The 22,888-nt window shown below is 45.3% G+C and carries 23 protein-coding genes and 2 other annotated features; of the genes, 1 reads left to right on the top strand and 22 read right to left on the bottom strand.

Features of this window, described 5'->3' with window-relative positions:
• Positions 1–28: 28 nt before the first annotated feature.
• The 17 genes from GC102_RS35975 to GC102_RS35895 all read right to left on the bottom strand — a co-directional run bounded on the left by GC102_RS35975 (position 29) and on the right by GC102_RS35895 (position 12,675).
• The gene (locus tag GC102_RS35975) at positions 29–721 is read right to left on the bottom strand and encodes a Spo0B domain-containing protein (protein WP_171693749.1); all 693 of its coding nucleotides are present in this window, start codon (positions 719–721) and stop codon (positions 29–31) included.
• Positions 722–976: 255 nt separating this feature from the next.
• Positions 977–1,288, bottom strand: coding sequence for a 50S ribosomal protein L27 (rpmA, locus tag GC102_RS35970; RefSeq protein WP_029194675.1), 312 nt, complete (start codon positions 1,286–1,288; stop codon positions 977–979).
• 4 nt (positions 1,289–1,292) lie between these two features.
• On the bottom strand, positions 1,293–1,646 hold the full coding sequence (locus tag GC102_RS35965; RefSeq protein WP_029194674.1) for a ribosomal-processing cysteine protease Prp: 354 nt from the start codon (positions 1,644–1,646) through the stop codon (positions 1,293–1,295).
• Positions 1,647–1,657: 11 nt separating this feature from the next.
• Positions 1,658–1,969, bottom strand: a complete 312-nt coding sequence (gene rplU, locus GC102_RS35960; protein ID WP_029194673.1) for a 50S ribosomal protein L21 — start codon at positions 1,967–1,969, stop codon at positions 1,658–1,660.
• 12 nt (positions 1,970–1,981) lie between these two features.
• Positions 1,982–2,070: a sequence feature (ribosomal protein L21 leader region), on the bottom strand.
• A 52-nt stretch (positions 2,071–2,122) separates the two neighbouring features.
• Entirely contained in the window at positions 2,123–3,286 is a 1,164-nt protein-coding gene (locus GC102_RS35955) for an Rne/Rng family ribonuclease (RefSeq protein WP_171693748.1), read from the bottom strand.
• 23 nt (positions 3,287–3,309) lie between these two features.
• Positions 3,310–4,185, bottom strand: coding sequence for a M50 family metallopeptidase (locus GC102_RS35950; protein ID WP_246321306.1), 876 nt, complete (start codon positions 4,183–4,185; stop codon positions 3,310–3,312).
• On the bottom strand, positions 4,178–5,071 hold the full coding sequence (locus GC102_RS35945) for a M23 family metallopeptidase (protein ID WP_171693747.1): 894 nt from the start codon (positions 5,069–5,071) through the stop codon (positions 4,178–4,180). The genes GC102_RS35950 and GC102_RS35945 overlap by 8 nt, the downstream gene beginning before the upstream one ends.
• 110 nt (positions 5,072–5,181) lie before the next feature.
• On the bottom strand, positions 5,182–6,330 hold the full coding sequence (locus GC102_RS35940) for an FtsW/RodA/SpoVE family cell cycle protein (protein WP_171693746.1): 1,149 nt from the start codon (positions 6,328–6,330) through the stop codon (positions 5,182–5,184).
• Positions 6,331–6,337: 7 nt separating this feature from the next.
• Positions 6,338–7,132 (bottom strand): septum site-determining protein MinD, encoded by a 795-nt coding sequence (gene minD / locus GC102_RS35935; RefSeq protein ID WP_057306153.1) that lies wholly within the window; start codon positions 7,130–7,132, stop codon positions 6,338–6,340.
• A 40-nt stretch (positions 7,133–7,172) separates the two neighbouring features.
• Positions 7,173–7,832, bottom strand: a complete 660-nt coding sequence (gene minC / locus GC102_RS35930) for a septum site-determining protein MinC (protein WP_171693745.1) — start codon at positions 7,830–7,832, stop codon at positions 7,173–7,175.
• 72 nt (positions 7,833–7,904) lie between these two features.
• Positions 7,905–8,432, bottom strand: coding sequence for a rod shape-determining protein MreD (gene mreD / locus GC102_RS35925; RefSeq protein WP_171693744.1), 528 nt, complete (start codon positions 8,430–8,432; stop codon positions 7,905–7,907).
• Between the two features lie 13 nt (positions 8,433–8,445).
• Positions 8,446–9,309 carry a rod shape-determining protein MreC gene (gene mreC, locus GC102_RS35920; protein WP_246321305.1) on the bottom strand — a complete coding sequence of 288 codons (864 nt, stop codon included), beginning with the start codon at positions 9,307–9,309 and terminating at the stop codon, positions 8,446–8,448.
• A gap of 21 nt (positions 9,310–9,330) precedes the next feature.
• Positions 9,331–10,365: a rod shape-determining protein gene (locus GC102_RS35915; protein WP_056836326.1), complete on the bottom strand. Its 1,035-nt coding sequence runs from the start codon at positions 10,363–10,365 to the stop codon at positions 9,331–9,333.
• 36 nt (positions 10,366–10,401) lie between these two features.
• Positions 10,402–11,091 carry a RadC family protein gene (gene radC / locus GC102_RS35910; RefSeq protein ID WP_171644785.1) on the bottom strand — a complete coding sequence of 230 codons (690 nt, stop codon included), beginning with the start codon at positions 11,089–11,091 and terminating at the stop codon, positions 10,402–10,404.
• Between the two features lie 111 nt (positions 11,092–11,202).
• A complete protein-coding gene (locus GC102_RS35905; protein ID WP_057306156.1) occupies positions 11,203–11,652 on the bottom strand; it encodes an RrF2 family transcriptional regulator in 450 nt (149 codons plus the stop codon).
• 120 nt (positions 11,653–11,772) lie between these two features.
• Positions 11,773–12,375, bottom strand: a complete 603-nt coding sequence (locus tag GC102_RS35900; protein WP_171693743.1) for a Maf family protein — start codon at positions 12,373–12,375, stop codon at positions 11,773–11,775.
• 57 nt (positions 12,376–12,432) lie between these two features.
• On the bottom strand, positions 12,433–12,675 hold the full coding sequence (locus tag GC102_RS35895; RefSeq protein ID WP_047675969.1) for a DUF4321 domain-containing protein: 243 nt from the start codon (positions 12,673–12,675) through the stop codon (positions 12,433–12,435).
• A gap of 146 nt (positions 12,676–12,821) precedes the next feature.
• On the opposite strand from GC102_RS35895, the gene GC102_RS35890 reads away from it, so the two are divergent.
• A complete protein-coding gene (locus tag GC102_RS35890; protein WP_171693742.1) occupies positions 12,822–14,069 on the top strand; it encodes an N-acetylmuramoyl-L-alanine amidase in 1,248 nt (415 codons plus the stop codon).
• Positions 14,070–14,208: 139 nt separating this feature from the next.
• Here the strand turns inward: GC102_RS35890 and GC102_RS35885 are convergent, their stop codons facing one another.
• The 5 genes from GC102_RS35885 to GC102_RS35865 form a co-directional block, all read right to left on the bottom strand.
• Entirely contained in the window at positions 14,209–15,558 is a 1,350-nt protein-coding gene (locus tag GC102_RS35885; protein ID WP_171693741.1) for an SPOR domain-containing protein, read from the bottom strand.
• Between the two features lie 160 nt (positions 15,559–15,718).
• On the bottom strand, positions 15,719–17,107 hold the full coding sequence (murC, locus tag GC102_RS35880) for a UDP-N-acetylmuramate--L-alanine ligase (RefSeq protein WP_171693740.1): 1,389 nt from the start codon (positions 17,105–17,107) through the stop codon (positions 15,719–15,721).
• 7 nt (positions 17,108–17,114) lie between these two features.
• A complete protein-coding gene (locus GC102_RS35875) occupies positions 17,115–18,491 on the bottom strand; it encodes a bifunctional folylpolyglutamate synthase/dihydrofolate synthase (protein ID WP_376769437.1) in 1,377 nt (458 codons plus the stop codon).
• 70 nt (positions 18,492–18,561) lie between these two features.
• Positions 18,562–21,231 carry a valine--tRNA ligase gene (locus GC102_RS35870; RefSeq protein ID WP_171693738.1) on the bottom strand — a complete coding sequence of 890 codons (2,670 nt, stop codon included), beginning with the start codon at positions 21,229–21,231 and terminating at the stop codon, positions 18,562–18,564.
• Between the two features lie 100 nt (positions 21,232–21,331).
• Positions 21,332–21,584, bottom strand: a binding site (T-box leader).
• Between the two features lie 177 nt (positions 21,585–21,761).
• Positions 21,762–22,784: a LysM peptidoglycan-binding domain-containing protein gene (locus GC102_RS35865; protein ID WP_171693737.1), complete on the bottom strand. Its 1,023-nt coding sequence runs from the start codon at positions 22,782–22,784 to the stop codon at positions 21,762–21,764.
• Positions 22,785–22,888 lie beyond the last annotated feature (104 nt).

Genomic DNA, 22,888 nt, shown 5'->3' with positions numbered 1-22,888 from the left:
CTTTGGTCTTGAACCAAAGATCCCTTTATTATGTACGAAACGGTAACCGCAATGTGATGACCGCTTCTTCCTCTTGCCAATCATTATGCTCCAGTGAATAAGAATTTACTTTCGAAAGTAGGGTTTCCTTCACAGCTTTCTCAAGTTGCTCCCGGTTATAGGGGCCTTGATATACAAAATCAAGCAGTAAGCCATCTTCTTGAACATCAAATTCCAAGCTGAGTGTACCGCTTTCACCGTCGCTTGCCGCAGCATGCTCTTGAACGCATTCCACAGTTTGACGAACCAATCTTTCGATGAGGCCGTCATGCAGAGGAAGTTGTCCAAGATTGATTTCTTGATCTAATTCAACTTCCAGCTCTAATGATTTCGACTGGACGCGAAACAGTAGCAAGAAAGCAATTAACGATGGAATACCTAACTTGGAGAGATTACTTTCCTGCTGCATAGTCATTTTTATTTTTTCCATATAGGGCTGTAAATTATCAAACTTCTTTAACTGAATATAACCAAACAAAATTTGGGTATCATTCATCCAATCGTGACGCAAGCGATTTATGACCTGAATTAATTTATGGTGAGACTGTTGTTCCTGTTGGCGGAGCTCTTGGCTCCACTTCTCTTCCATTCTACTCGCTTCCAACTTGAAGGCGGTATAACCGCAAAAGACTATGATCAGTAGTAATGCACCCCTGACAATCCAGGGTTCCACAAACATCATTCCCGTCAATCCTATGAGTACAAGTGCTAATAAATAAACTTGCGTGCTGCCCGCTCGCTTCATTTCCCGTTCGCTCCGTTCTCCTGCTTTGTATCCGTTCATCCAGTATATCATGATGTACTAGCAAACTTCACCAAACAAATGAGAAAACCTCCGCCCTCGGCCATTCGAGATGAGTGACCGCGTTTAGAGGTTTGTTTCGTTACTCAGGAAAAAAATCCCTGGGCGGGCTTATCGCTCCGCCAGGGATTCATATTACGCTTCTAAAGCTGCAGCCACAGGAGCTACATCAACTGGGTATACGCTCACTTTTTTGCGATCGCGGCCCCAACGCTCGAATTTCACTACGCCTTGAACCAAAGCGAAAAGTGTATCATCCGAACCGATGCCTACGTTCGTTCCTGGGTGAATTTTCGTACCGCGTTGGCGGTAGAGAATGCTTCCAGCAGTAACGGTTTGACCGTCAGCACGTTTAGCGCCAAGGCGCTTAGAGTGTGAGTCACGTCCGTTCTTTGTGGAACCCACCCCTTTTTTGGAAGCGAAAAACTGGAGATCCAATTTCAACATGGTGTTATCCTCCTTTGTGATAGATTGTTTCAATCGTTATATAGTCACCGTAATTGTCTGCAATGGTTTGTAGCATGACGACCATCGATTCTAGAATCAATTGGACCTTATTCCATGTCTCCGGAACAGATCGTGTACTTTCTGGAATTGTAACATCCATCAAGCCTCGTTCCATCTCGTGAATGGGAATCACGCCCGTCAGTGATTCAATCGAATTATAAGTACCAAACGTTACCGCCGATACTGCAGCGCAGACTAGGTCTTTGCCAGGTACGTCATATTCAGCATGGCCTTCCACTACAAAAGATGAGATCTGAGGTGAATCCGGTGCAAGACGCTCTATGGTCACATAGATCATAAGGCTGCCTCTTACGCTTGGATTTTCTCAACTACTACTCTTGTGTACGGTTGACGATGACCTTGCTTTTTGTGATAGTTCTTTTTCGGCTTGTACTTATAAACGATGACTTTAGCGCCTTTGCCGTGTTTTTCCACTTTCGCGGAAACTGAAGCACCAGCAACCAATGGAGCACCTACTACTAAGCCACTCTCTTTGGAAACCAAGAACACACGATCAAAAGAAACAACTTCACCTTCAGCTGCGTTCAATTTTTCGATGTAAAGAACATCGCCCTCTTGAACTTTGTACTGTTTACCACCTGTTTCAATAATTGCGTACATTTTCATTACCTCCTCATGTCTCAGACTCGCCTTGTCCAGGTGACGGTTAGGATCAAATCCACATCCGTGCTTAAACCCGATTCGTGCGGTTACAGCATGCCTAAACAACACACTCCGAATATTATATCACAGAAACATTTTGTAATGCAATTATTATTTCCGCTTACGCGTCATCTCAAGCAGGCCTAGCTTGGTCCAACCAACAATAATCGTTTTGGAGCGATCCTTACGCACGGCTTGGGTGATGTTCTCCATCACAGCTGCTCGATTCAATTCCGAACTCATGTCTATAAAATCAACAATAATAATGCCTCTTATATTACGAAGACGCAGAAGCCTTGGAATTTCACACGCCGCTTCTCGATTAATATCGGTGACTGTCTGTTCTAAATCAATGGATCCGGTATACCTTCCTGTATTCACATCAATCACGGTAAGTGCTTCAGTTTGATCAAATATTAAATATCCGCCGCTAGGCAACCAAATTTTACGCCTAAAGCTCTGATTCAACTCTTCCGTAACACCAAATTGATCAAACAACGGTATTTTGCGGTCATAATAAGCAACGCGTCCCCGCCAACTCGGCTGCTGCTTACGAAGTAACTGTTTCATCTCTTCGTACACTTTGGCGTCATTCAGCCAAACTTCATGAACGTCATCCGAGATGACATCACGGGCTAATCTAGGCAAGAGATCAAGATCCTGATATAGCTGCGCGGGCGCATGTGCCTCTTCCATTTTGGATACAATGGCACTCCATAATTCTCGTAAATTTTGCAAATCATCACGAATAGCTTCTTCGCTTTGACCAATAGCACCCGTTCGTATAATAACACCTTCACCAGGAAGCAAGCTGCCTTCGGCAAGCTGTTTGAGGCGCTGTCGTTCTGCGTCCAAATCAATTTTACGGGATATAGCAATATAATCAGCGTCTGGCATGTAAACAATCCAACGGCCAGGAATGGAAATATGCGTTGTTACTCTTGCACCTTTAGTACCTTGCGGATCCTTCGTTACCTGCACCATCAACGTCTGACCTACTTCGGCGAGCTCCGTTATTGAGGGTTTAATCTTAGGCTGCTTGTCCAAGTGGACGGGTAGGAGGTCGTCTATATATAGAAAGGCATTCTTCGCAAGACCGATATCGACGAATGCCGCCTGCATGCCGGGAAGGACGTTGACGATGCGACCCATGTAGATGCTGCCTGCTCTTTGAGAATCAAGCGGATACTGCGTATCATACTCAACAAGACGACTTTCTTCAAGCAATGCCGCTTGTGTAAGATCAGGTGCGCAGTGAATTATAAGTTGCTTCATACACGTTCACCTCAACAGTTATTTTACATGAAAAGATCGGAAACTGCACTCCCCGGTTTTTTCCCATCCAAATAACCGCTCACTAATTGCTGTTCCGGCAATACGGCTTGTATGCGCCCCGTTTCTCCTACGATATAGATTAAATGATATTTTTCCCGCATAAAAAGTTTCAGTGTTTCCGCCATTGTGCGATGTCTTGTAATGACAATCGGCTGTGCTAACGTCCCGCGGCTCAACAGCCTGCTCATTCGATTCCCGCGACCAATAAGAAAACGAAAAAAGTGATAGGGCAGCTGCCGATAGGCAAACCAATTGGATACAAGCAAGAAAATACCGATGACTAATATATTGAGCGGGAGCTGTCCATTGATCAATTGGATAATGGCTATGACAATAATAGCCAGACTTAAGATCATACTGATCCATGCTGTATATAAAATCGTGTTATGGTAAGACAATAAATACCCTAACAATGACTGCATTACTTTGCCACCATCTAGCGGCATGACTGGAATAAGATTAAATAAGCCAATCATCAAATTAGCTTCAATGAAGTAATCCCACCAACTGCTTGCGCCCACATCCACCCATTTCATCAGCAACGCAACGAGAATCATCCATACGTGCTGCAGCGGCCCAGCTAGGGAAACAATCAGCTCTTCACGCGTCGGAGCCGTTCCTAGCTCATCAACGATCAAGACTCCTCCAAAAGGCAGAAGCTGCACTTCCCGCACCCTCCACCCAAAGCCGTTGGCAGCAACCAAATGACCAATCTCGTGAACCAGCACGATGCCAAATAGCGTAACAGCCTCCAGGAAGTAGCCTGTAATGGCAGAACCAATCATAATGAGTGTGAATAAGGGGTGGAATCGATACGTAGTTCCGGCCCATTTAATCAAAGCTGATCACATCCGATGGATTGACGGGATGCCCGTCCTTCGTAACGGCAAAGTACAGCGTCCCCTTCGCAGGATCCTTCTTGGAAGCCTTACCAATGGGTTCACCAACTTTCATCCAGTCACCTACCTCGACATTGGCCTCACTTAATCCGCCGTACAAGGATTGAAGTCCTCCAGGATGGCGTATCACAATCGTTAGGCCCGTTTCTGCAGCTTCACCGGAGAAAATGACCTGCCCTGTATCCAAAGAATAAACCGGTGCAAATTCAATGGTATTCAAATATACTCCCATATGGGAAGTTCCGTCATATCGCGTAAGAATGCTTCCCTTTGCAGGAGTAAAAAAGGTACGTTTAGAGGCATTCACTCTAATGGCCTCATTCCCTTCTCTGTTGAAACTGGGAATGAATGAAGGTGACCCACCAAACTTATCGCTATACCAAGCTGACAGTGACGAGAAATCGTACGACTGTGTAAGAGAGGCGGTCACTATTTGCTTCCCTTTATTAGCCCAAGGCTGATTAAGCTGGAACATCCCGTACAGCGCTGCAAACAAAACACAGCTAATCAGCAGCTTGACCGCAATCTTACGAGGCGAAGGCGGCGCTAATAACCCTCTTTCACCATCCCTTAGATAATCTCGCCCGACTAATGCTGTGTCCATTAATAATTTTTGCTGCCATGCGTACTCAGGATCCTCCATTCTCCGTTTCCATTCGGGATCCACATAGAGAGGTACTTCGGAATGATGATGTATGGGCAACGAATTCTCCCTAAATCGAGAGGGTCTCACCGGACTTCCACTCCCGTTAGAAGGATCTGACGTTTCGCGCAAATTACGAAGTCGTTCTATCCTACGCTGTTTCACTTTATCTTTGACTTCCATGGAAGCCCCTCCCCATCCTTTACCTTTGTACAGCCTATGAGAAGAGGGACAAGATTATGTGGACAAAAAAAGCCCCTGACCAAGGTCAAGGACTTGAATTTCATATACGTTTAGAAAAATTCCGGCTCACGTTCCTGGTGCAGCCTTACACTCATCACAAGGCCTAGTGAAAGCATGTTAATCAGTAGAGAAGTTCCCCCATAACTGACGAATGGAAGCGTGATTCCCGTTAACGGCATGATACCAATCATCATCCCGACATTTTCAAAAATTTGAAAGACGAACATGGAAACCACACCAACCACAATATAAGCCCCGCTAAGCTGAGTACTCTGGATCGAGATGAGGATCATACGGTAAATGAGTAAAAAATAGATCAACAATAGAACCGCTGATCCGCGGAAACCGAATTCCTCACCAACGACGACGAAAATCGAATCGGAATACGCGAATGGAATGAAATTACTGTGAACAGAGGTACCTTTCAGAAAACCTTCGCCTTCCAAACCTCCAGAACCGATCGCTCTTACTGCATTACGGACCTGATAATTATCATCAGCAGATACATCTTGGGGATAAAGGAACGTATCGATACGATCCATCCAATGACTAAAACCGTAACCCTTAAGCAAATCAAACAATGACTGATGGAAATACTTATATAACGTCAAAAGCAAGAATCCAGCGCCTATGAGTACAACGGTGCTAAGTAAGACATGCGAATATTTAATATTACCAATCCAAATCATACCCAAAAGAATGATCACAAAAATGATCGCATTCCCCAAATCAGGTTGAATGAGGACCAAGATAAACGGTAACAACACGGCTGCAAAGACTGGGATAATATCATTCTTGATTTGCAGTAAATCACCTTTGCGTCTTGCCAGCAGTGCAGTAACAGCCACAATTAGAATTAGCTTCACTAACTCCGCTGGTTGAAAGGTTAAGCCGCCCGGGAGCTCAAACCAGCCGCGCGCCCCATGAATTTTCGTCCCAAAAAAGTAGACAGCAACCAATGAAAAGATGCCGATACCATAAAGATAGGGAGCGATTCTAATTAGTACTCGATAATCAAATAAGCTGCTTGCAACGAACGCTGCGAGACCAACACCATATAAGACGAGTATTTTCGTGATACTAACGTTAATTTTTGGATGATCGATAGATGCACTGTACACAAGCATCGTACTAATGACCATAAAAGCAATCAAAATGACAACAATAGGAATATCTATGTTTTTAAGTTTGGCAAGCATTGGACGATCAACCTATTCCGATAAACTTTTTCATACGTTTGACCCAGCCGCTTTTGTCCTCCAACTGCATGAGAGGCACCGTGTCTCCTAATATGCGACGAGCGATATTGCGGTAAGCAATAGCAGCACGCGACGACGGATTCATCACGGTGGGTTCCCCTAAGTTGGCTGCTTTGATCACATGCTCGTCATCTGGAACTATCCCTAACAAATCGATGGCGAGTACCGAGCATATTTCATCAATATCCAGCATCTCGCCTTTTTTCATCATCAAGGGACGAATGCGGTTAATAACTAACTTAGGCGAGGAAATTTTCTCATTTTCCAGCAAACCGATAATGCGGTCAGCATCACGTACAGCCGCATTTTCCGGTGTGGTAACAACGATCGCTTTGTCTGCTCCGGCTACGGCATTCTTGAAACCTTGTTCGATGCCAGCTGGACAGTCGATAATGACAAATTCAAAATCTTTTTTGAGCTCCAAAATAATATCTCTTACTTGCTCTGGCGATACGGCATGTTTATCCTTCGTTTGAGCAGCTGGCAAAAGATAAAGCTCATCAAAGCGCTTATCCTTAATTAAAGCTTGCGGCAAACGGCAACGGCCTTCAGCAACATCTACAAGATCGTAAATAATACGATTTTCCAGACCCATGACCACATCCAGATTGCGCAGTCCAATGTCGGTATCTACCATGCAAACTTTTTTCCCTAAAAGCGCTAGTGCCGTTCCAAGATTCGCAGATGTCGTTGTTTTACCAACGCCACCTTTTCCTGAAGTGACGACGATTGCCTCTCCCATATTTTCTCACCCCACACGCTATTTTCATAAACACAAACGATTATTTCAAATTCGGTTCCGGCCAAATACGATGAAGCTGGTGCAGCTTGTCGATTTCCATTTTACCTCCTTTTACATATGCAAATTCCATGAAAGCCTCATCGATTCCCCATTCATCTGGTGGGCGGCTAATGATTCCGGCAATCCTAAGCTGCGTGGGACGCATATGAGAAGCAGCAATAATCGCTGTCTCATCACCATCCACACCCGCATGGGCCATGCCGCGAAGAGACCCCATTATATAAATGTTCCCTGTAGATGTAATCGTTCCGCCAGGATTAACATCGCCTAAATATAATAAATCACCCTCGTTGTGTAGGGTTTGTCCCGACCGAATCATTCCTTTGAGCGTTGTCATAGAAACCACAGTCTCTTCTGCAGCTTCCTCTTTAGGCGACTCACTTTCGATCGATTGGATAAGCAGGTTGCCTTTTTGCCTGATGACGGACCGAATTTCTTCCTTCTGTTCTTCGGTCGCTTCTCTGCTGCCTAATTTAACGTGCACATGAATAATCGGCCCAGTCAATATTTGTTGATGCGTTTTCTCAAGCTTGTGCTGCAGCTCTTGCAGCAAGTCCTGCCATTCGCATGCGTCGTTTAGCAAAAAAACAAGGCCATCCTTGACCCCTTTTATCATCACATGGTGCTTTGTTACAGACATAATTGCGCTACGACCTCCCAACCTATACATTTCGGTTCATGTCCTGGATTCTCCTGCCTAGAGCCTGGAAAATTAATCGTCGTTTCCGGACGGCACAATCCGCTTTCCTTCAAGCAGCTTGCGGATGGGAACGTAGCAAATCAAGGCGATAAGCAGGTTAAATAGAACACTGGGAAGCATGTAATGGGTGAGAGCAAACTTCAAATCAATATCAATGAGCTTGAACAACCGATTGATACCATAATTAATAAACTCAAACAAGAGCAAACCAACGCCTGTTATGAGTAAATTATAAAAAATCAAATTAGGCTGCCTTCGCTGCGCTAGTCCGGCCAAATAGCCAGTAAGCCCCATACCGAAGGAATATACACCTAGCATCGATCCATAATAGTTAAAGTCGTGCAATAGTCCAAACAAAAGCCCATAAATTAAAGCGGTATGACGATGATGAAAAAGTCCGATAAACAAAATGAATACAAGTGTTAAATGGGGTGTAACATTAACGTTAGATTGCCATGATGACGGGATCAGCCAAACAAGCAAGGTTCCTTGCAGGATAAACAAACCGAGTAAAATGAGCCACAATAGATGTCGAATCACTTAACGGCTCACCTCATTTCACTTCCGGGACTTCGACAACAAACACTTCACGGATACGGTTGAACGAAGCTTTGGGCTTCACCATAACCTTGTATGTAATGCCGAATTCCCCTGGACCTATGGAAGAGATTGTCCCTACCTCAATGCCCTTAGGAAATACTTGCCCCATGCCTGATGTAATAATTGTTTCCCCGATTTTCATATCGTCAGCATGTTCAACCTTGTTCATCACAAGCTCGCCGGTTTTGGAGTCATAAGATTCAATCATCCCGAAAGGTTGACTCTCATTCCCCTTCACCGTGACAGCAATCGCCTTAGAGTTATTATCGGTATCATTGGTTTCAGTAAGTAATTGAACATTCGAGTGGAAACCAAACACCTTACTCACCCTGCCGACCAACCCATCTACGGTCATTACGGCCATATTCTCCTTGATGCCATCTTTATCGCCTAAATTAATTGTAACCGTGCTATTATACGGATCCGGATCAATGGTTACAACCTCAGCAATGCGATACGTATACACGTTAGCCTGACGCTGTCTTTCTGTGAAGCCAAGAGCCTCCATTAACCGCTTGTTTTGTGATTCTAGCTCATTCAAACGCTGTGTGTCTCGTGCATACTGCGTAAGAGTCAATTTCAGCGTCTTATTTTCCTCGTAGATAACTCTTAACTGACGGATGTCTTCAAAGAAACCCGCTACCTGCGCAGCGGGCTTGTAGAAGAGTCCTTGCGTCCATGATACCGAGTCTTTAACAAATTTCTCCGGCCACGTCATGGGTGCCCGGTTCCCGAGTGTCAGTCCCATCAATATAAAGAAGCAGACTAGACCGAACATCAGAAAAATTAACCTCTTGTTGCCCATAAATTTAAACAAATTAGCACCTTCTAACGAATATTAACGCTTATATCTCGAACTGGATCCTGATCTGTTCTTGAACAAATGGATATTTTCCAAAGCGCGACCTGTTCCAATCGCCACACAATCTAGCGGATTCTCAGCGACAAGTACGGGCATTCCGGTTTCTCTGGCAAGCAAGCGGTCAAGATTACGCAGTAAGCCGCCGCCACCCGTCAGTACAATTCCCCGATCCATGATATCCGCTGATAATTCAGGCGGACACTTCTCGAGAGTAACCTTCACAGCTTCAACGATCGCATTCACCGTGTCCGTCAACGATTCCGTAATTTCATCGGAAGAAACGCTTAACGTTTTCGGTAATCCGGAAACAAGGTCACGTCCTCTTATTTCGAGGGACTCAGGCTTGTCCATAGGAAGTGCCGACCCTATTTCCAGCTTAAGCGTCTCGGATGTACGTTCCCCGATCATCAAATTATACGTACGTTTAATGTATTGAGTGATAGCTTCGTCCATTTCATCGCCTGCAATTCGGATGGAACGGCTCGTTACAATCCCCCCAAGAGAGATGACAGCAACCTCCGTTGTTCCCCCTCCAATGTCGACAACCATGCTACCAGTTGGTTCCCACACCGGAAGATCGGCACCTATCGCTGCTGCGAAAGGTTCTTCAATCGTGTAAGCTTCGCGCGCTCCAGCCTGCTTCGTTGCATCTTCAACAGCACGCTTCTCAACAGCTGTGATGCCTGAAGGCACACAAACCATAACATTCGGGTGACGCGGGAACAACCAACGCTGCTTCTGTGCTTGTCTCAAGAAATAGCGAATCATCGTCGCGGTTGTCTCAAAATCAGCAATAACCCCATCCTTCATCGGACGAATTGCACGAATGTTGCCTGGTGTACGACCGATCATTTTTTTAGCGGCGTCTCCGACAGCCTCGATTGTTTTTGTATCAGTACGTAGAGCAACCACGGACGGCTCCCTAACGACAATTCCTCTGCCTTTTACATAAACCAGTGTATTCGCTGTACCTAAATCAATTCCCAAATCTTTCGTAAAACCACCGAACATGGTAGTTGCTCCTTTCCTATTGCGATATCTATTATATTACATAAACCCTTGTTCCTTCAAACTTATGAATCTCTGATCACCAATGATAACATGATCAAGCACTTCAATACCAATTATAGTTCCTGCCTCCATAAGACGATGTGTGAGCTGAATATCCTCCGGACTTGGAGTTGGATCACCGCTAGGATGATTGTGTACACAGATGATCGAAGCACTGCTGCGTTTGATTGCCGCGCGAAACACTTCACGAGGATGAACAATGGACGCATTCAGGCTGCCCATCGATAATGTTTCCTGCGCAAGCAAATGGTTCTTTGTATTGAGAAATAAGCAAACGAAATGTTCTTTCTGCAAATACCGAAGATCTTCACTTACTAAATCTGCGATATCCTTAGGTGAACGAATCGTAACTCGCTCCTCAAATGTACTCTTAGCCAGTCTGCGTCCGAGCTCAATCCCGGCTTGAATTTGCAGAGCCTTCGCATCGCCTATTCCCTTGATTTGGGTAAGCTGATCTTTGCTCATATCAACAAGGCTGCGCAGTCCGCCGCTTTCACTTAATATGCGACCTGCTAAACGCAGCGCTGACTCCGACACAGTCCCTGTTCGAAGTAAAATAGCCAGCAGTTCTGCGTGACTTAATGCACCTGCTCCGTATTGGAGCATTCGCTCTCTAGGTCTTTCCTCCTGCGGTACTTCTCGTAACATCAAACTTGTGACTTCCATGAATTCCCCTCTTTCATTGTGTAGGTTGTGTTACTTAAACGCATCCCATTCATACGGATAAGTGCTCATGAAAACAAAATAAAGCCCGCGGATTTGTAGATCCGAGGGCTTCTAGGACAATTGCTCTTTATTCGATTGTGGACATTCGAACGCTCTGATTTGTTCCAGCATACTGCCGATGGTATGTCCATCAAAGTATATTTCCATCTGCTTCTCTGCGTCAATGAAAACCTTCCCCATCAATAGATCCATTTTGGACGAAATGACGCAGGTCTTATTCTCATCACCAGAGCACCAGCTCGGTTTCAAGGAACCTTGACAAGTTAATCGGTAAATTTCGCCGAGTGTCACCTCGTTCGGGTTGCAGCTAAGTATGAATCCGCCACCGATTCCTTCTTTAGTCGAAACGTAACCTGCTTTTCGTAGAAAGCCCATAACTTTACGTATACGAGCAGAATGGGTAGATACATTCACAGCAATTTCTTCGCTGGTTGCCATATGATCCGGTAAATGAGCCAGAAATACGAGACTGTGGACGGCTATTGTAAATTCGCTGTTCATGGCAAATACCTCCCTGAAGAATGCGAAGTCATGTCGCTTACTGTCATTGTAACCGTTACAGATTACACAGTCAATGTATGAGTCCTATATTGGACATATATTCCAGCTTGGATCGGATGATTATAAAACTTGAATTTCAAAGCTTAGCAGTAAGTCACTGAGCAGAGAAAGCGGCAATCCAACAACGGTAAAATAATCACCTTCAATAGATTCTACGATCGTTGCCCCGATCCCTTGAATCGCATAAGAACCAGCTTTATCCTTAGGTTCTCCTGTGGCAATATAACGTAGAATTTGTGCGTCAGACATAGACTTCATCTTCACATGAGTCACACGATGAGAGACTACCTGCTTAGCTGTAGCTGCGTCCACACAAGCAACTCCGCTGTAAACCTGATGCGTACTGCCTTGCAGTGCTTTAAGCATCCGGAAAGAATCCTGCTCATCCACCGGTTTACCTAGAACCTCATCTTGATAGACAACAACGGTGTCAGAACCAATGATGATTCCTTCTTTTTCATTGGCTTCAAGCATTTCCAAAACAGTTGAGGCTTTACGCACAGAGAGCACTTCTACGAGCTCAGCAGGCGATATTTTTTCTTCGACGGTCTCATCTGCGTCACTCACTCGAATGATATAGGGTAAACCAAGTGATTGAATAAGTTCCTGCCTCCGAGGCGAAGACGAAGCAAGAATAAGTCTTTGTTTAGGGGAATTACTCAAAAGAAACAACTCCTAGCTGATTGTAATATTTAATATGGCCTTCCAAATACAATCCAGTTACACCTTACGATACAGGAGGTAAGCCCCCACTAGTCCAAGAATACTGCACAGGTTTAGTTTCACCAAAAGATGGAACTCATATTTCACGACTTGTAAATCGGCTTTGGGCTCCCATGAAATTTGCGCCGATTTGGTCAAAAATGCGAGAGCAGGCACTGCAGCCAGCAGCTGGCCTATGATAATCCCGGTAATTAAACCGACGATTAAAAATACGATCAATGTGAAGGTACCTTTTTTCATTCCTGTCATCCTCTCTTTATGTACAAGCCCTATTATACGGGTAGACTCTTCTTTTTTCCAAGTAAAAATATGATAGTTTGGTGATTCTTACCAGCTTACAACGTAAGCCTATCCTAGTAAGATAGTTAGCGGAGGTATTTCAACTTATGACTCTACTTAAAAGATTTATCCTTTTATCCTTATTACTTACATTTGCATTTCCTTATCAAGCATTCGCTTACAAAGTTGTCCTCGATGCCGGACATGGCGGAAGTGATCCTGGAGCAACTGGTGTAAACGGTCTTCGTGAAAAAGATGTCAATTGGGACATCACCCAGAAGGTACGGGACGAGCTAATCGCAAAAGGTTACGAAGTTGTCTTAACAAGGACAGATGACTCCTATTGGTCACTCGCACAGCGCGTCGAATTTACAAATACTCTACAAGCGGATTTATTCGTATCTATCCACGCCAATGCACATCCAGACGGTAAAACAAAAGGAACCATGGTTCTTTACTACGACAATGATTATCCACAAGAGGATTATCCAGCAAGTGAAGCAATGAAACAATTAACTCCGTACAGCAAAGACCTTGCACAGCGTGTTTTGGATTCACTAGTCACTGCTGCCGGCACCAAAAACCTAGGTCTCGTTCCAAGTGCAGTTTATGTAGCCAGAATGGGAACAATTCCGAGTATTCTCGTAGAAACCGCTTTTCTCAGCCAAACAAGTGACGCAGCTTTGCTTGCAAGCGATTCGGCCCGGTCTAAAATGGCTGCGGGCATTGCAAATGGTATTGCCGCTTATACGCCGCCCCTTTTTACAGATTCACTTGGTCATTGGGCCAGAGAAGCGATTATTCGGATGAAAAATAAAGGAATCATTGAAGGTATTGCTAATCGGTATGAACCGGAACGCGCTTTAACAAGAGCAGAATTTCTCACATTAATGGACCGGGTATTTACGTTCAGCAAGTTGAAGGCCGTCTGTGAGCCGAGCAATACCGTGACATCCATTGTTTACGGCTGCCAAGCTACCGCTGAGCAAAGTTACAAAGATTTGCCGTCTTCTCATTGGGCAAGCCCTGTATTTGCCAAAGCCAAAAGCTTAAACCTCCTGCAAGGCTACTCCGATGGAACGATTCGACCCAATCAATCGATTACGAGAGGTGAAGTCGCTTTTCTGTTCGATCATCTTTTACAAATGTCGTCTTCCATAACGAATAACCTGCCTTCTGCAGCATCATCCGCATCTTTCAACGATGTACCTGAGACATTATGGAGTGCTAAGGCCATTTATGCGCTAAGAAATAAGGGCATTATTGATGGTATAACGGATACCGCGTTTAAACCTAGTCAAACCATTACCCGTGCAGAGATTGCTGCCATGCTCAATCGCTATTACCAAGGATAAACGACTCCGTCGTCCTTCAGGGACGAGCGCGTTTGTCAAGGTAGATGCGAAGCAAAAGTATAAAACTTATACTTTCTTATCTACAAATAAAAAGCAGTGTGTCCAAACTCCATAGAGTTTTGGGCACACTGCTTTTTCATTAGGATACGCTTATTTTCTTAAGCAGCTCTCTCTGAGCAATAATGTACTGCATCATGGACGATTGAGCTTGCCATAGCATAGCCGCGGAAGGACTCTTCTTGTACTCTTCCATCGATTGAACCGCACTGTTGATCGATGTGGTCATTTTTTGCACGAATGGCTTCGTGTCATCACCTAACCCCTCGCCCAGCGAGGCCGACAATGTCGTAAGCAGCTGATGGGAAGAGCGAATCGATTGCAGCGACGTTTCAGCAAGCGGGGTTGGCTTCGTCTCAGCCAAATGAACAAGCGCTAATCCATTTATCGTATTCACTAGTTTATCACCTTCGGCAATGAAGGTTGGAACCGACTCCGGTTTCGAGCCGCTCCAACGAATGCCTGTGGCCGCTGGGATATCCACGTTTTTCATATAAACCTCAATGGTTTTATCTGATGTTTGCAGTTCTTCTCTTAATGCGAGAGCGTCATCTCGGTTTTTGGCAAATCCGACGAATACGGTCAGCTTATCTGTCGTGTCAAGCGCAGTGGCTAACCCTTTCTTCTTCAGAGTATCTTGGATAGCTTGAGCTGCCTGTAAGGTACTAAACACACCATTTTGAAGGAATGTATACGATTTCGCAGGAATTTGAACCGCTGTGACAGCCGATGCAGCAGCCGGAATAGCCCCCGCTTGATCTGTAGTCGTTTTAGTTGCTCCAGTTGGCGCTTTCGATGGGGCCGCTGCTTGTACATTAGGTGAAGCAACTGTTATCGTATTTTTACTCGATGCCGTATCTTTGGTATCACGTTCACTTGAAAACATAGAGAGAACAAAGAAACCAAACGCAATCCCCGTTACCACTGCTCCTGCCACTGATGTTGCAATTCGTATCCAAGGTGTACCCGTTGATTTCGCGTATCTGGCACCTGTCCCCGGTTCCTTATAGGGTTCCTTAGACGTCCATGACGACCACTCATCGCGATGTCTGTCAGAAGTAGGCTCATCTCTCTCTGTTGACGGATTTCTAACAGCTGGATTCTCACGGGCTGCCTGTGACTCACGAATGATGCGTTCCACTCGCTCACCTTCCGTTTCAATCTGACTATTCCAGCTACCAAAGTCCGTCGTGAATGTATTTAAAGCATGAGGTTCAAATAAATGTTCGACTTGCTCCCTCTCCGCTTGATGATAAGGAGTAACCTCATCCGACGTATGACTGTCAATCGTAGAATCTATAACCTTAAATTCTTCCTGATAGAGTGGTATCACTTTCTCCTCTTGATCGGGTACTCGCGATGCTCTACGGGTTGATTCCGACTTTTCTTGTGGATCGAAACGGTAGGTGATTCTTGCTTTATTCTTGTTCATCTCTCAATCACTCCTCGTAAAATTTATTTGGAAACGGGCATAGCGCCGCGTCGTCTTGTCCAAATCTTCTGTTACTAGATTATGATTGAGAGAACCCCATTATGTTTCTTTCAGCAAAAAAAGACCGCCTCCAGCCATTTGGCTTGCAGCGATCTTTCTTCTAACTAGTCGGTTCGTACTTTTTACGCAGCGATTTCGCTAAACCGTCAGCTGCTTTCCAGATGTCGCCCGCTCCCATGGTTAACACCAAGTCACCAGGCTGCACATGCTGAATCAAATATGTGAGTACCTCATCCCGAGTTGCAATATGCTGAACATTCGGGTTGCTGTTACTGCGAATCAAATCAACCAGTTTGGCTGAATCTATGCCCTCAATTCGCTGCTCGCCGGCAGGTGAGTAAATATCGGTGATAATAACTTCATCAGCTTCATCGAATGAGCGGCTGAATTGTTCAAATAAATAATAGGTTCGCGTATAACGTTGCGGTTGGAATACAGCTATGATGCGTTTCCCTGTTGCTTTTGCTGCGGAAATGGTTGCTTGAATCTCCGTAGGATGATGCGCGTAGTCATCAATGACCAGCATGTTCGCAACTTCTCCCAGCACTTGGAACCTACGCTTTGCACCGCGGAATTCCTGAATAGCTTCTGCAATTTTCTCGAAAGCGAGCCCTGCTTCCAGACAGGTGATAAGCGTCGCTAATGCATTATATACGTTGTGTTTACCTGGTACGGACAAGCTAACTTGACCGAGTGCCGCCCCTTTGAACTGTACAGTAAACGTAACCTTACGGTCGCCTAACGTAATATCGCTTGCGACATAATCAGCCTCAGTATCTATACCATACGTAATAACTTCGCTTTGAATATGCGGAATCATTTCACGTAAGAACGCATCATCATGACAAACAATAGCTCTCCCTCCAGGTCTAACTTGACTGAGGAATTGCTTGTAAGCTTTCTTCAAATTCTCGAAATCACCATTGTAATTCTCCAAGTGATCCGCTTCGATATTGTTTACAAGTGCGAGGGTTGGGTGATATTGAAGGAAGGTTCCATCACTCTCGTCCGCTTCTGCCACGACGAATTCGCCCTTGCCAGCTTTGGCATTACTGCCAACATTCATGATCTCGCCGCCAATAATATAGGTCGGATCTATTCCACAAATCTCCATGACTAAAGCAATCATTGATGATGTTGTTGTTTTGCCGTGGGCCCCAGCTACGGCGATGCCTTTGCGTTCATTCATGAGCCGAGCAAGCATTTGTGAGCGATGAATAATCGGAATGTTCAATTGTTCCGCAGCTTGCATTTCTACATTGTCCTTGGCCAAAGCGGTTGAATACACAACCAAATCGGCTCCTGACACATTCCTAGCTTCATGTCCGATGAAAACTTGAGCACCCTTCGCTTTCAGCTTTTCTGTAAGCTCTTGCTGTGCCAGATCGGAACCAGATATCCGGTATCCCATTTCCAGCATGACTTTGGCAATGGCACTCATGCCGTATCCGCCGATGCCTATAAAGTGTACGTGTTCTGCTTGACTCACGCCGTTCTCACCATCCTTTTTCAGAATCGGTTTGATAGGTAATCCAAGAACGAACATCAGAGATTAAATACAGCGTGCCGGATACGACCGCCAGATCATCCTGCTCAGTTCTACTTGTTAGTATTTCTAAGGCTCGCTTCCAATCTCGCTCGACAATGATATCTACCTCACGGTTCATCTCGCTCAGAAGCTCTCTTGCAATCTCAGCGAGCATAGAAGCGTCGCCTTTTTTATGAAAATCGGGTTCCGTAATTATAAGAGTATCCACCAATGGTAGTATATGCCTTAGGTAGCCTGTATGATTCTTCGTCTTGAGCATTCCTATCATCATATGAAGCTTATGATAAGTATATACACTTTGAAGCGCGGCAGCCAGCGTTGCGGCCCCTTCTGGGTTGTGAGCGCCATCGAGTAATATACGAGGCTCTCTCGAAACCATCTCAAGCCTGCCCGGCCAACGTGTCTCCTTGAGCCCTTTGAACAGATCTTCATCATCTACGATGCAAGCATAATACTGACGAAGAACTTCAAGCGTCATTACGGCCACTGCTGCGTTCTTCAATTGGTGCTCTCCGTTTAACGTAATCGGCACACCATTAATATTTCGAAACGGCCCGCTAAAATCAAAAGTTTGGCTATCTAGCTCACTTCTCACATTCGTGAAATTGAATTGTCCACCAAGTGAGTAGAGTGTTGCTTTTTTGGCCTTGGCTGTTTGATCGATCACACTCCACACCTCATGAGGCTCAACAGCGGTAATGACGGGTACACCCGCTTTAATAATACCTGCTTTGTCTGCTGCTACTAATTCTAGTGTATCTCCCAAGATTTCCATATGGTCATGGCCTACATTTGTGATGATGGTTACGACGGGATTCACAATATTCGTGCTATCCAGCCTTCCCCCGAGACCTGTTTCCCATACTACGTAATCGGGATATGCCACTTTGCCAAAATGCATAATCGCAAGCGCAGTCGAAATTTCAAACATTGTCGGAGGTCCAACCTCAGTCTCTGCAATTTCGTCAACGATTGGCTTCATTTCATTCACCAGTCTGAGCAGCACATCGTCCGGAATGTCGGCTCCGTTCACTTGGATACGATTCGTATACTTCTCCAAATAAGGAGACGTGAATGTACCCACGTCATATCCGCAAGCCTGCAAAACAGAAGATAAATACGCACATGTTGAGCCCTTGCCGTTCGTACCAGCCACATGAATGAACTTAAGCCTACGTTCGGGGTGACCTAGTTTCTCCATTAGCAACTGCATTCGTTGAAGTCCCGGTTTCATGCCGAGCTTCTCCATCCGGCCGACAATCCAGGCAATGGCTTCTTGCGCTGTCTGGAATTCAGCCGAAGGGGTATCTTTGATTTTATCCATCGATCTCATCCTCATTTACTATATGAATCAGCTTGTTTTCGTAACTAGGCAATCGTTTGATTTGCTACAATTATCCTTTTAACTCCGCTAATCGCGCAATCACTTTGTCTCGCTTATCGGCATAATCAGCAAGCTTTGCCTTTTCTTCCTCGATGACCTTGGCTGGCGCCTTGGCCACAAAGCCCTCATTGCCCAGTTTCTTCTCGATACGCTCTACTTCACCGTGCAAAGATTGTAATTCTTTATCCAAGCGCGTGAGCTCTTGCGCAATGTCGATAAGACCAGCCAGCGGCAAGAAAAGCTCAGCTCCTGTAATGATAGCGGTCATGGCTTTCTCAGGAGCTGCCATTTCTGCGTCGATTTGGAGTAGAGAAGTGTTACAGAAACGCTTCAGGTATTCCTCATTGCTGCGGAGAATACTCAGCGTATCGCTGCTAGCCGGCTTGACAAGCAGTTCAACTTTCTTACTCATAGGCACATTCACTTCGGCCCGAATATTACGAACGGAACGAATAACGTCCATCAAGAGTTCCATCTCACGAACAGCGTCAGGCGATTCGAAAGCCTCATTCACTACAGGCCAAGGTGCAAGCGTAATGGTCTCACCCACATGCGGCAGATGCTGCCAAATCTCTTCCGAAATGAAAGGCATGAAAGGATGAATCAAACGCTGTGTATGATCAAGAACGTAAGCAAGCACGGACTGCGTTTTACTCTTAGCAGCTGCATCTGCCCCATATAAGCTTAATTTACTAAACTCAATGTACCAATCACAAAGATCATCCCAGATGAAATTATACAGCAAACGGCCAGTTTCGCCGAATTCATAGCTGTCTATTAGACGCGTCACGTCACGAACTGTTTCATTCAGGCGGTGCAGAATCCAGCGGTCTGCAGTACCCAGTTGACCCGTTAGATCAATATCTGCTGCGTTTACACCTTCGAGATTCATTAAAGCAAAGCGAGATGCATTCCAGATCTTATTCGCAAAATTCCGCGCTTGCTCCACACGTTCCCATCGGAAACGTAGATCTTGTCCTGGTGTGCTGCTTGTCGAAATCATATAGCGCATAGCATCAGCGCCGTACTTCTCGATGACTTCAAGCGGATCGACTCCATTGCCAAGGGATTTTGACATTTTGCGGCCTTCGGAATCCCGTACAAGACCATGCATCAAAACATCTTTAAACGGAATTTGCTGCGTAAATTCCAGCCCCGTAAAGATCATGCGAGATACCCAGAAATAAATGATATCATAGCCCGTTACAAGCACATTCGTCGGGTAGAAACGCTTCAAATCCTCTGTTTCATTAGGCCAGCCCAATGTTGAAAAAGGCCACAATGCCGAGCTGAACCATGTATCAAGTACGTCATTGTCTTGATTCAAATTCGTGCTTTGGCAATGTGAACAAGTCGTAGCATCCTCACGTGTTACCGTGATTTGACCACAATCTGCACAGTGCCATGCTGGAATCCTGTGTCCCCACCACAATTGACGAGAAATACACCAGTCACGAACATTTTCGATCCAGTTCAAGTACGTTTTCTCGAAGCGATCAGGTACGAAATTAACGCCATTGCCTGATTTTTGTGTATCAATCGCTTTCTCAGCAAGCGGCTGCATTTTCACGAACCATTGTGTTGACAAATAAGGCTCGATAACCGCACCACTGCGTTCACTGTGACCCACTTGATGGACATGCTCTTCAATTTTAATAAGAACACCTTGCTCCTTCAAATCCGCCACGATTTGCTTGCGGCAATCAAAGCGATCTTGCCCTTGATACGGCCCCGCATTCGCGTTCATCGTACCCGTTTCATCCATAACAAGAATTTGCGGCAGGTCATGACGCTTCCCGACTTCGAAGTCGTTCGGGTCGTGAGCCGGTGTAATTTTGACGGCGCCGCTTCCGAACTCTTTATCCACATACTCATCTGCTATGACCGGTATCTCGCGGTTTACGATTGGGAGAAGCAGCATTTTGCCGATGAGATGCTTATAGCGCTCATCCTTTGGATGAACAGCGACAGCTGTATCCCCTAGCATCGTCTCAGGACGCGTCGTGGCAACAACGATTGAACCTGTTCCATCCGTCGTTTTGTATTCTAAGTGATAGAGAGCGCCTTGCACCTCTTTATATTCTACTTCAATGTCAGACAGCGCTGTACGAGCCGCTGGATCCCAGTTAATAATATATTTCCCGCGATAGATGAGGCCTTTCTCATAAAGGCTTACGAATACTTCACGAACGGCTTGTGATAGCCCCTCATCCAAGGTGAAGCGTTCACGCGAATAATCCAGCGAGAAGCCCATTTTGGCCCATTGCTCACGAATCGTGTTCGCATATAGCTCCTTCCACTCCCACACCTTCTCCAAGAACTTCTCGCGTCCAAGATCATAGCGTGATTGTCCTTGCTCACGGAGCTTTTGCTCTACCCTAGTTTGGGTAGCAATACCTGCGTGGTCAGATCCAGGCAGCCAAAGTGCGTCATAACCCTGCATCCGTTTGGTACGAATTAAAATATCCTGTAGTGTAAAATCAAGCGCATGCCCGATATGCAGCATACCTGTTACGTTCGGAGGTGGAATCACAATGGTGTAGGTTTCTGCATCAGGACGAGTGCCTGCTTTGAAAAATTCATTTTTAATCCAGTAATCATACCACTTGCGCTCAGCTTCTTTAGGATCGTACGTAGTAGGCATTTGCAATTGTTCTTTGGTCTCATTAGCTTCGGTCATAGGATTACCTCCATTACTATTATCTCTGTTAAACAGGCTTATAAGGCCTGTAAGTCATCTCACATCGGCGTCCATTCAAACAAAAAAAGCCCTCCGCCCCGCAAAGGACGAAAGGCTTGCTTCCGTGGTACCACCTTCATTCCGCGCAGCTTCAAAAGAAGCGCGTGGCTCTCAAACAGATAACGGCTGCGGCCGGCGAATGCTAATGCTGCTCACCGCATAAACGGGCGCATACAATCACACTCACAACTCCAGGGCGACTTCGTTCGGTTGCTTCCTATGGAACCTTTCAGCGCTACCAGTTCCACTCTCTGAAGGGCTTACCGCCTACTACTCCCTATCAACGTTTCCAATATTACTCAAAATGGTTTACATCATATGATATCGAACATTTGAAATAGAGTCAATATATCATTCCAGTATTACCTTTTTTGCATAAATTATGCTTGCTTCCGAAAGATGTTACGAAAATGAATAAGAGCCCCCAGCCGCTATAAGCAGCCAAAGGCTCTTGCCTATGTATCTGTTATTTATCTAGGCAGATAAATAACCTGCCCAACTGAAATTTCTTGATCACTCATACGATTCAGGAGTTGAAGCTCACGCGGGTTGAGCTGATATCGTTTGGCAATCGATTCCAACGTATCTTCTTTTTGAACAATGCAAAGTTTTAGTTTCCTAAACTCTTGCGTCCCTGTGTTGCTTTGAAGAAAGAGTCGCTTCCACTCCACAGCATCTATTCGCGTCTCTTCCGCAAGCGCAGCTTGCGCTTCTGCTTCTGCATTCCTCTTATCGGTAAGATACGAGCCCGCCTTTGAAAGAAGCGATTTAATACCGTACGGGTTGATGTCCACAGCCTCATTCGCCTTTTTGCCAAAGGCGACTTTGAGTTCTTTCTTGTCTTCCGAAACCACCGTGCTTTCTTGATGGGGTGTCACCTTTATTTCGGTTTGTTCAAACTCCACGACAACTGCACCATCGTCAGAACCAACCTCATCTTGAACGGGAGCCACAAATGGAAGAGCATCAGCATAAGACGCTGCATTCACGGGTTCTCGTATGGTTGGAACTGCCGGAGGTTCCTGTACGGGCTGTGGCTGATAGGGCACAGGCGGCTCAAAACTTGGGATGTTAACCTCATGAACAAAAGTAACTTCCTCTTCTTCCCGCCAGCTCTCCAGCGGAGCCGACACAATTTCGACGCCTTGCAGGGAAAGAACACCTGTAACGTTCAGACTTCGCGCTGATAAAAGATCAATATCAAAATTTTCAATCTCGACCTGAATATCTTCCACACGATGAATACGATTTAAAGGTAATGTGATCTCGACTGGAATCAGATGCTCTAGTGATCTGGGTGTATCCCTTTCTTCACTGAAATAATTACCCGTGAGCAGCAAATTTCCTTTCAGGATTGCCTGATCATCCAGAGTAATTACCTGAATATGAGGAAGCAATTCTACATCATTTAATTCTTGTATCCCCGCCAAATCTTCTTGCAAATGAACTCGTTCATAGATATCGAATCTTAAACCTGGTTGTTGTTCAGACACCGAATTAATCCTCCCTTCCATCAAACCCAGATGCTGGACAGCATTCGGATTGTTTGGCCATTTACTTGTTTGTCTCTAAAAGTATATGGGTGGGAAGGGCTAGG

This window comes from Paenibacillus germinis, assembly GCF_013141785.1.
Lineage (GTDB): Bacteria > Bacillota > Bacilli > Paenibacillales > NBRC-103111 > Paenibacillus_E > Paenibacillus_E phytorum.
The sequence above is the reverse complement of the archived record's forward strand: the minus strand, read 5'-3'. Positions and strand labels throughout refer to the sequence as shown.